Source organism: Streptomyces sp. MBT65 (assembly GCF_016612545.1).
Classification (GTDB): Bacteria; Actinomycetota; Actinomycetes; order Streptomycetales; family Streptomycetaceae; genus Streptomyces.
Genome location: NZ_JAENRY010000310.1, coordinates 1 through 12,105 on the forward strand (window position 1 = coordinate 1; position 12,105 = coordinate 12,105).

Sequence of the window (12,105 nt, forward strand, 5' to 3'; positions counted from 1 at the left end):
GTCGTCATCACCCGAACCGTCGCCTCCGCGCGCGGGGGCGACGGTTCGGGTGATGACGACCAGGGCGGTGCCCTTCGTGTCGTACACGGGCTGGAGTGCGACGGCTACGGGCAGCGGGTTGCGGTACGCGACGGTGCCGCAGGCCGGGCAGGTGCGGGGCCAGCCGGAGACGCCCTCTCCGTAGGGCGATCCGCAGCTCGAACAGTGGGAGTTCGGCCCGGAGTTGGGGACGGAGGCTTGAGTTTCGGACACCCGGCGGACTGTATCCGATCAAGCGGAGGGCGTCTTTCCGGGGGCCGCGCGAGTGAACGGGAGACGGCCGGAACCACCCCCGTGGGCCCCGGCCGTCTCCCCGCTATCACGACGCGGTAGGTGGCTGGATGGTTCACCGAAACGCCCTGCTCATTTTCCGTTGCCCGTGGCACACTTCTGACGTTCCGTCAGATCCAGTGCTGTGGAGGGACGTTGTCGCGGACACGCACACCTGTGGTCACCGATTGGTTCACCGGGGACGGGGACGGCTTCCGGTTGCTCGGCACGCGTTGCTCGGCGTGCGCCTCGGTCTTCTTCCCTCGTGAGGACGGCCACTGCCGCAATCCCGGCTGCCCGGGCGGCGAACTGGAGGAGGTCCCGCTGTCGCGGCGCGGCCGTGTCTGGTCCTACACGGACAGCCGGTACCGGCCGCCGTCACCGTATGTGAGCGATCCGGAACTTCCGTGGGAGCCGTACGCGTTGATCGCTGTGGAGCTGGAGTCCGAGCGGATCGTGGTGCTGGGACAGGCGGTTCCCGGGATCACCGTCGCCGATCTGGCGGTGGGCATGGAGGTGGAGGTCGTCCCCGGAGTACTCGACGAGGACACGGAGACGACCTGGACGACCTGGCACTGGCGGCCTACGGGGGTGGGGGCATGACGGCGGACGTGGCGGTGCTCGGCGCGGGCATGCACCCCTGGGGGAAGTGGGGGCGCGGCTTCGTCGAGTACGGGACGGCGGCGGCCCGGGCGGCGCTCGCCGACGCCGGCCTCGAGTGGCGGGACATCGGCTCGATCGTCGGCGCGGACACGGTGCGTGGCGGATATCCCGGGTATGTGGCGGGTGCGACGTTCGCCAAGGCGCTGGGCTGGCAGGGCGCCCGGGTGGCGAGCGTGTACGCGGCGTGCGCGTCCGGGGCGCAGGCGGTCAACGCGGCGCGGGCGCAGCTCCTTTCGGGGCTCGCGGACGTGGTGCTGGTGGTGGGCGCCGATGCCGCGCCCAAGGGGTTCTTCCGGCCGGCCGGCGGAGACCGGCACGACGATCCGGACTGGCTGCGCTTCCGGGTCCTCGGCGCGACCAATCCGACGTACTTCGGGCTGTACGCACGCCGGCGGATGGCCCTCTACGGGGACACCCCCGAGGACTTCGCCCAGGTCAAGGTGAAGAACTCCGCCCTGGGCGCGCTGAATCCGTACGCGCGCTACCGCAAGCGGGTCTCCGCCGAGGAGGTCGCCGCCTCCGCGGTGGTCGCCGATCCGCTGCGGCTGCTGGACATCTGCGCCACCTCGGACGGCGGAGCCGCCCTGGTGCTGTCCAGCATGGAGTTCGCACGCCGGCACGGGGCGTCGGACCCGGTGCGGATCCGCGCGGTGTCCACGGTGACGCCGCGCTATCCCAACACGGTGCTGGACCTCCCGGACATCGCCACGGATTCCGCGGTGGCGGTGGCACCACCGGACGAGACCTTCCGGGCGTCGATCGCGCGCGCGGCCTACGAGGAGGCGGGTATCGGCCCGGAGGACCTCTCCCTGGCCGAGGTGTACGACCTGTCCACCGCCCTGGAGTTGCAGTGGTACGAGGACCTGGGGCTGTGCGGCGAAGGTGAGGGAGCGAAGCTCCTGCGAGAGGGCGCGACGGCCCCGGGCGGGCGCATACCGGTGAACGCCAGCGGTGGGCTGGCCTCCTTCGGGGAGGCCGTTCCGGCGCAGGCGATCGCCCAGGTCTGCGAGCTGACCTGGCAGTTGCGTGGCGACGCGGGCGACCGGCAGATCGCGGGGGCGCGGGTGGGACTCACCGCGAACCAGGGGCTGTTCGGGCACGGGTCGGCGGTGCTCGCCGTGCGGTGACCGGCGGCGGCCCGCGCACACCGTGTGATCAGCCCGCAAGGCTGCGTGAACGTCTTATGAACTGGGCCTGGGCGTACGCCGGTGGCGTCATCATGCTGCCGTGCGCTCCTCCACGGACACTCTCCGTTTCGCCTTCCAACCGGTGGTCAATCTGACCACCGGTGGGATCGCGGGCATGGAGGTTCTCGTCCGCCCGGAGACCGGGGACCTCCTCGCCGAGGCCCGCCGTGACCCCGAACTCGACGGCAGGCTCGCCGTGTTGGCGGTCCGCGCCGCCGCGCGCAAGGAGACGCTGCTGCCGCTGCACATCAATGTGTTCGCCGGCACCCTCGCCGACCTCGGCGGGCTCACCCCGCTGCACAGAGCGGTGCGCGAGGTGGGACGGCTCCCGTGGGAAGTCACGATCGACATCGGGCCGCCCTACACGCACGTGCCCCGACGCGCGCTCTTGGAGGCGGTGTCCGAGCTGCGCGCCCAGGGGTTCCGGATCTGTGCGGACGGCGTCGGCGACGGTGACGTACCCCTGCGGCTGCTCACGGATCTCGCGCCCGACCTGGTGAAGCTCGACGCATCGCTGTTGGAGCGGCCGGCCGCGATGCGGGCCATGCAGACCCTGTGCGAGCAATTGGGCGCCCTGCTGTCCGTGGAGGGTGTCGAGACCGAGGAGCAGTGCGCGACCGCGCGGGCGGCCGGTGCCCAGTTGGCCCAGGGTGAGTTGTTCGCTCCGGCGACCCGGGTTCCCGCGGCGGACGTATACGTTCCGGCGCGCCCGCCCGGCCTGGCGACGACACCGCCGTCCGGGCCATGGGTGCGGGAGTTCGTGCGGCCGGCCGCGCTGTTGCCCGACTCCGCGTCCGCCGACCAGGTCCGCGCGCTGCTGACCGGCTCGCCCGACGTGTCCGGAGTGGTGCTCGTGGACCGGGACGGGGTGCCCGTCCGCTCGGTGCACCGGTCCCGCTTCCTGCTGTCCATGTCGGGGCGCTACGGCCACGCCCTGTACGCCGACCGGCCCGCGGCCAAACTCGGGGACGTGCCGCGGACGGTGGGCGTCGACGCGACCGCCTGGGAGGTCCTGGACGTGGTCGCGGTCGGCGACGCGGACCGTACGTCGGACGATGTGGCGGTCGTCGACCGCCGCGGGCGGTGTGTGGGCGTCGTACGACTCGCGGATCTGGTGCGGGCGTTGGCGGAGACGCGGGTGGAGGAGGCGGCCGGTCTCAATCCGCTGACCAGGCTGCCCGGTTCGGACGCGATCACCGGTGAGGTGGACCGGCGGATCGCGGAGGGGCGGACGTTCGCGCTGAGTTGGCTGGATGTCGACCACTTCAAAGAGGTCAACGACGGGGCCGGTTTCGCGGCGGGCGACGAGTTGATCCGCTCGGTCGGCCGGACACTGCAGTGGGCGGCGTCCGGGCACACGCGCGTGGGGCACATCGGCGGGGACGACTTCCTGGTGCTCACCGATCTCGAGGGGCTGGAGCAGTTGGCCGCCGCCGTGCTGAACGTGCCCTGGGCGGCGGGCGGAAGAGCGGTGACGCTGTCCCTGGCCACCGTCCTGTGTGAGCCGGGCAGTGTGACCGACCACCGACAGGCCGCCGCGTTCCTGGCGCCGCTGAAGAAGGCGGCGAAGTCGCTGCACGGCACGAGTTGGGTGCTGAGCCAGGCGGGGCTGGGTGAGTACGAGATCCTGCGTGGCACGCCTGTGACGGCCGTACAGGCCGACCACACGGCGGCGGAGTCCCCCGGGCACTGACAGCGTCCCGCAGGCGTCCTACGGGGCTCCAGGGGCCGTCAGGGCGGCTGTCACCGTTGCCGTCCGCGACCTTGACGCTCCCTGAGCGCCGGTGAACACTTCCCGGTGTCGGTCGACATCGCCGTACATTCTCGGCGTACCAGGCACTGCGCCGCGCAGGTTCCCCCTGCGCTCAGGCCCACTTCCCACGGGCGATCTCGGCTGCGACGGCACGCTCGTCACGGACGCCGGGCGGGGCTCGGGACCCTCCCTGCCTTCGGCTGAAGTCGCCAAGGGAACCGCACCCTGCACGGAGGACCGGGGCCGACCGTCCCGGGCGAGGGCCTAGGAGCCGCCATGAGCAATGGAGACATATTCCTCGGTGAGGTCATCGGCACCGCGATCCTGATCCTCTTCGGCGCCGGCGTGGTCGCCGCCGTCGTACTGAACTACTCCAAGGCACAGAACTCCGGTTGGATCGTCATCGCCTTCGGCTGGGGCTTCGGCGTGATGGCCGGGGCGTACACGGCCGCGCCGCTGTCCGGCGGTCAGCTCAATCCGGCGGTGACGATCGGCATCGCCATCGACACCGGGAAGTGGGACAAGGTCCCGCTCTACATCGCGGGGCAGATGGTCGGCGCCATGCTCGGCGCGGTGCTGTGCTGGCTGGTCTACTACGCGCAGTTCCAGGCCAACGCCGAGGAGGAGATGGCGCAGCCGACGCTCGGGATCTTCTCCACCACGCCCACGATCCGCAATGTCGTGGCGAACCTGATGACGGAGATCATCGCGACGATCGCGCTGGTCCTGCCGATCCTGGCCTTCGGGCTCACCAAGGGGCTGGGCGAGTCCGGCACGGCGGTGCTGGTCGTCTCCTTCCTGGTGGTCGGCATCGGTCTGTCGCTCGGCGGGCCCACCGGGTACGCCATCAATCCGGCCCGCGACCTGGGCCCCCGTATCGTCCACGCGCTGCTCCCGATCCCCAACAAGGGGACCTCGGACTGGAGTTACGCGTGGATCCCGGTGGTGGGGCCGCTGATCGGCGGGGCGCTCGCCGGGGTCGTCTTCAACGCGGCCTTCTGACCAGGGCCTTCCGGCAACAGTCTTCGAGCAGTCTTCCGAAAGCAGCCCTCTGAAGGACCTGAAGAATCTGAAGGACACGACAAAGGGGTCGTCATGACGGACAGGTTCGTCGCCGCAATCGACCAGGGCACCACCTCCAGCCGCTGCATCGTCTTCAACCAGGACGGCGCGATCGTCGCCGTCGACCAGCGCGAGCACCGCCAGATCTTCCCCAAGCCGGGCTGGGTGGAGCACGACGCCACCGAGATCTGGTCCAAGGTGCAGGCGGTGGTCGCCGGGGCGATCGCCAAGGCGGGACTGCGCGCCGACCAGGTCAGCGCGCTCGGCATCACCAACCAGCGGGAGACGACGGTCCTTTGGGACCGCGCCACCGGCAAGCCCGTGCACAACGCCATCGTGTGGCAGGACACCCGCACCGCGGCCCTGTGCAAGCAACTGGGCGGCTCGGACGGGCCGGACCGCTTCCGCGAACAGACCGGACTGCCGCTCGCCAGCTATTTCTCCGGCCCCAAGGCGGCCTGGCTGCTCGACAACGTGCCCGGCCTCAGGGACCGCGCCGAGCGCGGCGAGATCGCCTTCGGGACGATCGACTCCTGGCTCATCTGGAACCTCACCGGCGGCACCGACGGCGGCCGCCACGTCACCGACGTCACGAACGCCGGGCGCACCATGCTGATGAACCTGGAGACCCTCCAGTGGGACCCGTCCATCCTCGCCGCGATGAACGTGCCCGAGGCGATCCTCCCCGAGATCAGGTCCTCGGCCGAGGTCTACGGCACGGCGGTCGGCCAACTCGCGGGCGTGCCCGTGGCGTCGGCCCTGGGCGACCAGCAGGCGGCCGTGTTCGGGCAGGCCTGCTACGACGTGGGCACGGCCAAGAACACCTACGGCACGGGCAGCTTCCTGCTCCTCAACACCGGGAACCGGCCGGTGCCTTCGAAGAACGGGCTCCTCACCACGATGGGCTACAAGATCGGCGACGAGGCGCCGGTCTACTGCCTGGAGGGATCAATAGCCATAACGGGCGCGCTCGTTCAGTGGTTCCGCGACCAACTCGGCATCATCCGCAGCGCCGACGAGATCGAGACCCTCGCCGCGAGCGTCGACGACAACGGCGGCGCGTACATCGTGCCCGCGTTCTCCGGCCTGTTCGCCCCCTACTGGCGTGCCGACGCGCGCGGAGTCGTCACCGGGCTGACCCGGTACGTCACGAAAGGGCACCTCGCGCGCGCGGTGCTGGAGGCGACGAGCTGGCAGACGCGGGAGGTCGTGGACGCCATGTTCCAGGACTCCGGGGTGCAGATCACCACCCTGAAGGTGGACGGCGGCATGACCAAGAACAACCTGCTGATGCAGCACCAGGCGGACGTCCTCGACGTACCGGTGATCCGCCCCAAGGTCTCCGAGACGACCTGCCTGGGCGCCGCCTACGCGGCCGGGCTCGCCACCGGTGTCTGGAACGACCTCGACGAGCTGAAGTCGCACTGGCAGAAGGACGTCGAGTGGACGCCGTCCATGGAGTCGTCGGTGCGGGACCGCGAGTACCACAACTGGCGCAAGGCGGTGGAGAAGAGCTTCGGCTGGCAGGAGGACGGCGACAGCTAGGCACACGCGCGTGCGTCGTTGATGAGGCACACACGCGTGCACCGTTCCTGTGGTTCCAAGAGCTGCGGTCCGTACCCCAGTCGGCGGGGGTACGGGCCGCGCCCGCGCCTCAACTGGTGACGCTCTGGCGGCGCTTCGCGCCGTAGGCCATCGCGTGCTGGACGACCTCGATGAGGACCTCCTTGACCGACGCGCGGTCGCGCGCGTCGCAGAGCATGAGCGGTACGTCCTCGTCGAGGTCGAGGGCCTGGCGTACGGCGTCGGCCGGGTAACGGTCGGAGCCCTCGAAGCAGTTGACGCCGACGACGAAGGGTATGGAGCGCCGCTCGAAGTAGTCGAGGGCGGCGAAGCAGTCCTCCAGGCGGCGGGTGTCGGCGAGCACCACGGCGCCCAGTGAGCCCTCGGAGAGCTCGTCCCACATGAACCAGAACCGCTCCTGGCCCGGCGTACCGAACAGGTACAGCACCAGGTCCTCGCGCAGCGTGATGCGGCCGAAGTCCATGGCCACGGTGGTGGTGTGCTTGCCCTCCACCCCGCTGGTGTCGTCGACCGGACGGCCTGCCTCGGTGAGCAGTTCCTCCGTGCGCAGCGGCCTGATCTCGCTGACGGCGCCGACGAGGGTGGTCTTGCCCACGCCGAAGCCGCCGGCCACCAGGATCTTGAGCGTGACGGGCTCGACCGGGGGCTTGCCACGCTCAGAACGCCCGAAGATCATCGATCTCTTCTCCTGCTCGATGGGCTTGATGGGGTGTCGGCCCCCGGAACCGGCGGCCGGTCACGTCTCTGCTGCGAACTCCGGTTCCGCGCCGCTCACAACGCCCGGAGACCACTGATGACGTCGCGCAGAATACTCTCGTCCACCAGTTCGGCAGGCGGTACGGGACGCGAGACATGGACGAGCTCGCCGTCCACGAGGTCGCCGATGAGGACCCGTATCACCCCGATGGGCAGGTCGAGTTCGGCGGCGAGTTCGGCGACCGACTGGGGGGCGTCACGGCACAGGCCGACGATGTCCACGTGCTCCGGGGACAGCGTCTGGTCCGCCTCCGAGTCGTCCTCATGGGACTCGGCGACGACCACCGCGATCAGGTCGAGGCGGTGCTGAGCCGCACTCGTAGTGCGGCCGCGTGTCATCGCGTACGGCCTGACGACCGGTCCGGCCTCGTCGTCGAACCAGTGACCTCTTCCCTGACCGTCTTTGCTCATGTCACTTCACTACCCGCCGGAGGACAGATCGGTGCGCGGAGCGGCCCCCAAGTGCACACCGACCCGCTTCACGAGCAGTGTCATCTCGTAGGCGACCTGTCCGACGTCCGAGTCGGCGTCCGCGAGGACGGCGAGGCAGCTGCCGTCGCCCGCGGCCGTCACGAACAGGAAGGCCTCGTCGAGTTCGACGACCGTCTGCCGCACGCTGCCCGCCTCGAAGTGGCGGCCGACGCCCTTGGCGAGGCTGTGGAATCCGGAGGCCACGGCGGCCAGGTGTTCGCTGTCCTCGCGGGTCAGGTCCTGGGACACGCCGGTGGCCAGGCCGTCGCCGGAGAGCACGATGGCCTTGCGGATGCTGGCGACGCGGTCGACGAGGTCGTCGAGGAGCCAGTTCAGCCCGCGCTGGTCGCTCGTACCCTCGCCGGTCGCCTTTGGTGCGGTCATCGACCGTCCCCCTTAGTTCCTTGTGCTGTGCCGCCTCGGGCGTCGTCGCCCTCGGCGTTCTCCTCGCGGCCGCGCTGCCAGCCGCGCTGGAGCGAGGCCATACGGCTGCGCACCTCGTCGGCGTCGCGCTCGGCGACCTCCGCCGGGCTCGCGGCACGCCGATCGGGGTCCTGTTTCAGCTGCGGGGCCAGGTTGGCCTGGCGCACGCGTCGGGGCAGCGCACCCAGGTCGGGCCCGGTCGCGCTCGGCGGGGTGTCGGCGTCCGGAGCGCCGGACGCGATCTCGGCACGCCGGGTGCGCCTGGGGAGGGAGGGCGTCTCGGGCGGCTCACCACGGCCGCGCCCCGGGGAAGCCTGGTTCGGCGCGGCGTCGGCGCGCCCACCGGGCACGTCGGTACGGCGGCGTAGCGGCGTGTCACCGCGACGCCGGGCCGGGAGGGGCGCGGGCCCGTCCGTCTCGGACGCGCCGAAAGTCGGGGCCATGGAGGGGCCGTCGAAACCGTCCTCTACGGAGTCCCCCGGTTCGCGCCTGGAGCGTGGCTCACCGACGGGGCGTCCATGGGAGCTGACCAGCTTGGGAGTTCGGCGTCGGGGCAGCGGGAGCGGCTCACTGTGGTGGCCGTCCGTATCGGCTCCGCGCGGTCCGTCGTGGGGCTCCGGGACCGGCTGATGCTGTTCTACGGAGCGGACGGGTGCGAGGTCGTCCCGGTGGGTGGAGGAGCGGCGGGGGCGGAAGATCCCGCCGCGTTCGCCGTCCTCGTCGTCGAGCGGGTTCGGGAAGCCTTCGAGGGTGTCCAGGTCGACGGGGGCTTCCAGTTCGACCGGGCCGTCCAGGAGGGCGGGCGGCAGGCCGGGCAGCTTCACGGGCACCTGGGAGAGCGCGGAGCGGCGGCTCTCCTCCAGCTCGGCCTCCTTCGTCGGCCGGGGCCGGTCGAGGCGGAAGCCGATGCCGTTGGTGTCCGGGATCTCGTCGCTCAGCAGGGCGTCGGGGATGAACACGACGGCCGTGGTGCCGCCGTACGGGGAGGGCTGGAGGGAGACGCGGACGTTCTGCCGCTGGGCGAGCCTGCTGACCACGAAGAGGCCGAGGCGGTCGGTGTCGGAGAGTTCGAACTCGGGGGTCTCGGCGAGTCGGAGATTGGCGTCCAGGAGTGCGTCGGCCGCCATGCCGAGACCGCGGTCGTTGATCTCCAGGGTGAAGCCGTTGGCGACCCGCTCCCCCAGAACCTGGACGGCGGTGTGCGGCGGCGAGAACACCGTGGCGTTCTCCAGGAGTTCGGCCACCAGGTGGGTGAGGTCCGCGACGGCGGGACCGGTGACGGCGATCCTAGGCAGCCTGCGGACCTCGAGATGCGCTCGTAGTCCTCGACCTCGGCGACGGCCGCGCGGACGATGTCCATGAGCTGGACCGGCTTGCGCCACTGCCGGGAGGGGGCCGCTCCGGAGAGGATCACCAGGCCCTCGGCGTGCCGGCGCATACGGGTGGTCAGGTGGTCGAGACGGAACAGGTCGGCGAGTTCGTCGGTGTCCTCGGTCCTGCGCTCCATGGTGTCGAGCAGGGTGAGCTGCTTGTGGAGGAGAACCTGGCTGCGCCGGGCGAGGTTGACGAACACCTCGGAGACCCCGGACCTCAACTCGGCCTGTTTGACGGCGGCTTCGACCGCGGCGCGCTGCAGGGTGTTGAGGGCCTGGCCGACGTCGCCGATCTCGTTCCGGTCGTACTCCAGGCGCGGGACCTCGGTCTCCACGTCGACGACTTCGCCGACGGACAGGCGGCGCATCACGCTGGGCAGCCGGACGCCGGACGCCTCGTGGGCGTCCAGGCGCAGTTGGCGCAGGTCGCGGATGAGGCCGCGGCCGATGCGCACGGACAGGAAGATCGAGAACAGGAGGGCGATCAGCCCCAGGACGCCCGCGATGGCCGCCTTGAGGATGACGCCGATCGCGACGGGGCGGACGCGGTCCTGGTAGCGGTCGTTGGCCTGGTCGTCGAGGGTGCCGAGCTTGGTCAGCACGGCGCCGGCCGCGGTGTTCCAGGTCTGCGCGGTGACGTTGCGGGGCGTGCCGGAGGTGGTGGACACGGCGGCCTGTTCGGCCACGCGCAGAGGGGCGCTGGCCGCGTTCTTCCAGAAGCGTTCGAAGTGGCCGCGTTCCGAGGAGGGCAGCAGCGGCAGGTTGATGTCGTACAGCAGCGTGCGCTGGGCGACGAGGTCGGAGACGTCGCGGCTCTCGTCCCGGGTGAGCTTGCCGACGATCAGGGAGGAGCCGAGCAGGGCGTCCTCACGGGAGAGGAACTCGCGGGCGCGGGCGAGGTTGACGAGGGCGCGGTACTGCTTGTCCATCTCGACGTTGTCAACGACATGGAGGTTGGACAGCAGCACGTAGCACGGGTCGACGAGATGGTTGTAGAGATCGAGGGCCTGGGCACGGCTGACGGTGCCGTCCTCCACGCTGCGGCGCAGGGACTGGAGACCGTCGAAGGCGTCGAGGACCGCCGAGACACGGCCGTCGGTGGCCTGTCCCATCGCGTCGCGCACGTCCGGGTTCTCGGCGTTCTTGCGGATCCTGGCGACGGCCTCGTCGGACGCGGCGCGGCTGCGCCGGAGATCGGTGAGACCGTCGGCGGCGCGCGGGTCGGCGAGATAGACGAGCGACTGTCGGCGTTCCTGCTGGATGACGCGGACCGTGTCCTCGGTGGGGTAGCCGATCTTCTCGACGACCGACGACACGTTGAACAGGTCTCCGGCCGCCCGACCGGTGAGGATCGTGGCGAACGCCCAGATCGCGGTCAGGGACACGAGCGGCACGAGAAGAAGCGCCACGATCTTCCGGCGGATGGACTTCCCGCGAAAGCGCATGGCCTCCCCCAGCTGGACCCCCGCCGGCCGGGGGTACACATGTGCGTCAACAAACGGCGCGAGCCTACTACTGACACAGAGGTAACTCGAAGAGCTGTCCGGAGCATGAACTTCCGCAACAGCGACCGGACATGAGGAGGTGTCGGTGCATTACGGGAGATAGCCGCCCCGATATTCCCGGGATCGCCCCACCCCACCCGATCGGTCCACTTGGCCAGTTGGCCGGAATTTTTCGTCTGTTGGGAATCTTCGTGGCATGTTGTTCGTCTTTCTCTACGGGACATGGGTGCGGAACCGGCCACACGAGCCGCATCCGCCCCCGGGCGGCGTAAAACAGGGCAGGCCGGGCACCCACTGGGGAGCGGAGTCTTCGGACTCCGGGGCGAGTGGTGTACCGGCGGTGGGGAGGACACGTTGATGGGCACGGCGGAGCGACAAGAGGCGCTTGAGGACAGCGTGGTGGCGCGGTCGACGGGGGACGGAGAGGCTCGAAGGCGCTCGGACGGCCCGGCGGCGGAGCCCGACAGGCCGCGTGCGGCGGCGCGCGCGGCCACCGAACAGCAGGAGTACTACCGCCCGTTGTGGATCGAGGAGCCCGCGCGTCGGCGCCGGCTGCCCGATCCGGTGCGTACGGCGGCCGTGCGGGCGGTGCTCATCATCGCCGTGACGCTGATGCAGGCGACGGTGGCCTTCCTGTGCACGATGGCCGGGTCCTGGCTGGCGTTCCCGATGGTGATCAGCAGCGTGGTCAGCACGGTGGTGGCCACCTGGGGCGTCCTGGACGTCTGGGTGACCCGCCAGATGTGGAACCAGCGCAATGGCGTGGTCTCCGAGCCCAGCAGCACGGCAAGGGCCCTCCGCCGCGAGCGGCGTCGGGCCCAGCGTCAGGCGAAGGCCACCCGGCGGGCGCAGGAGCGGATAGCCCGCAAGGGCGGCGCCGGGCAGCTGTCGCACTCCTGAGGTCCGCCCCCGGATGACATGCGTCCAGGGACGGCCTTCGCCTACGGGGCGGTCGGCGTCGGACGTTTGAACATCCGGGTCGCGGTGATCTCGCTGTGGACCGACTCGTCCTCTCCGGC

The 12,105-nt window shown here is 70.6% G+C and carries 9 protein-coding genes and 2 pseudogenes; 6 read left to right on the plus strand and 5 right to left on the minus strand.

What is annotated here, in order from left to right:
- Positions 1-252 (minus strand): annotated as a pseudogene (locus tag JHN63_RS42160) (NUDIX hydrolase); the annotation flags it as partial.
- Between the two features lie 234 nt (positions 253-486).
- On the opposite strand from JHN63_RS42160, the gene JHN63_RS42165 reads away from it, so the two are divergent.
- The 5 genes from JHN63_RS42165 (at position 487) to glpK (ending at position 6,519) form a co-directional block, all read left to right on the plus strand.
- Complete coding sequence (locus JHN63_RS42165; protein ID WP_200690431.1) at positions 487-912, plus strand: Zn-ribbon domain-containing OB-fold protein; 426 nt, start codon at positions 487-489, stop codon at positions 910-912.
- Complete coding sequence (locus JHN63_RS42170) at positions 909-2,099, plus strand: lipid-transfer protein (RefSeq protein WP_200690423.1); 1,191 nt, start codon at positions 909-911, stop codon at positions 2,097-2,099. The genes JHN63_RS42165 and JHN63_RS42170 overlap by 4 nt, the downstream gene beginning before the upstream one ends.
- Positions 2,100-2,199: 100 nt before the next feature.
- A complete protein-coding gene (locus tag JHN63_RS42175) occupies positions 2,200-3,852 on the plus strand; it encodes a GGDEF domain-containing protein (RefSeq protein ID WP_200690424.1) in 1,653 nt (550 codons plus the stop codon).
- Positions 3,853-4,188: 336 nt separating this feature from the next.
- Positions 4,189-4,914, plus strand: a complete 726-nt coding sequence (locus JHN63_RS42180) for an MIP/aquaporin family protein (protein WP_200690425.1) — start codon at positions 4,189-4,191, stop codon at positions 4,912-4,914.
- Between the two features lie 93 nt (positions 4,915-5,007).
- Positions 5,008-6,519: a glycerol kinase GlpK gene (gene glpK / locus JHN63_RS42185; protein WP_200690426.1), complete on the plus strand. Its 1,512-nt coding sequence runs from the start codon at positions 5,008-5,010 to the stop codon at positions 6,517-6,519.
- A gap of 109 nt (positions 6,520-6,628) precedes the next feature.
- On the opposite strand, the gene JHN63_RS42190 is transcribed toward glpK, so the two are convergent.
- The 4 genes and pseudogenes from JHN63_RS42190 to JHN63_RS42205 all read right to left on the minus strand — a co-directional run bounded on the left by JHN63_RS42190 (position 6,629) and on the right by JHN63_RS42205 (position 11,026).
- Positions 6,629-7,234, minus strand: a complete 606-nt coding sequence (locus tag JHN63_RS42190; RefSeq protein WP_200690427.1) for an ATP/GTP-binding protein — start codon at positions 7,232-7,234, stop codon at positions 6,629-6,631.
- A gap of 95 nt (positions 7,235-7,329) precedes the next feature.
- Positions 7,330-7,725 carry a DUF742 domain-containing protein gene (locus JHN63_RS42195; RefSeq protein ID WP_200690428.1) on the minus strand — a complete coding sequence of 132 codons (396 nt, stop codon included), beginning with the start codon at positions 7,723-7,725 and terminating at the stop codon, positions 7,330-7,332.
- Between the two features lie 9 nt (positions 7,726-7,734).
- Positions 7,735-8,169, minus strand: a complete 435-nt coding sequence (locus tag JHN63_RS42200; RefSeq protein ID WP_200690429.1) for a roadblock/LC7 domain-containing protein — start codon at positions 8,167-8,169, stop codon at positions 7,735-7,737.
- Positions 8,166-11,026, minus strand: a pseudogene (locus JHN63_RS42205) (nitrate- and nitrite sensing domain-containing protein). Before JHN63_RS42205 ends, JHN63_RS42200 begins: the two are co-directional and overlap by 4 nt.
- A 417-nt stretch (positions 11,027-11,443) precedes the next feature.
- On the opposite strand from JHN63_RS42205, the gene JHN63_RS42210 reads away from it, so the two are divergent.
- Positions 11,444-11,986, plus strand: coding sequence for a hypothetical protein (locus tag JHN63_RS42210; protein ID WP_200690430.1), 543 nt, complete (start codon positions 11,444-11,446; stop codon positions 11,984-11,986).
- Positions 11,987-12,105: the final 119 nt, after the last annotated feature.

What these genes read in the sequence shown, in the direction of transcription:
- JHN63_RS42170 (WP_200690423.1), top strand. Translation starts at nt 909, where the DNA reads ATGACGGCGGACGTGGCGGTGCTCGGCGCGGGCATGCACCCCTGGGGG.
- JHN63_RS42180 (WP_200690425.1), top strand. Translation starts at nt 4,189, where the DNA reads ATGAGCAATGGAGACATATTCCTCGGTGAGGTCATCGGCACCGCGATC.
- glpK (WP_200690426.1), top strand. Translation starts at nt 5,008, where the DNA reads ATGACGGACAGGTTCGTCGCCGCAATCGACCAGGGCACCACCTCCAGC.
- JHN63_RS42190 (WP_200690427.1), bottom strand. Translation starts at nt 7,234, where the DNA reads ATGATCTTCGGGCGTTCTGAGCGTGGCAAGCCCCCGGTCGAGCCCGTC.
- JHN63_RS42195 (WP_200690428.1), bottom strand. Translation starts at nt 7,725, where the DNA reads ATGAGCAAAGACGGTCAGGGAAGAGGTCACTGGTTCGACGACGAGGCC.
- JHN63_RS42200 (WP_200690429.1), bottom strand. Translation starts at nt 8,169, where the DNA reads ATGACCGCACCAAAGGCGACCGGCGAGGGTACGAGCGACCAGCGCGGG.
- JHN63_RS42210 (WP_200690430.1), top strand. Translation starts at nt 11,444, where the DNA reads ATGGGCACGGCGGAGCGACAAGAGGCGCTTGAGGACAGCGTGGTGGCG.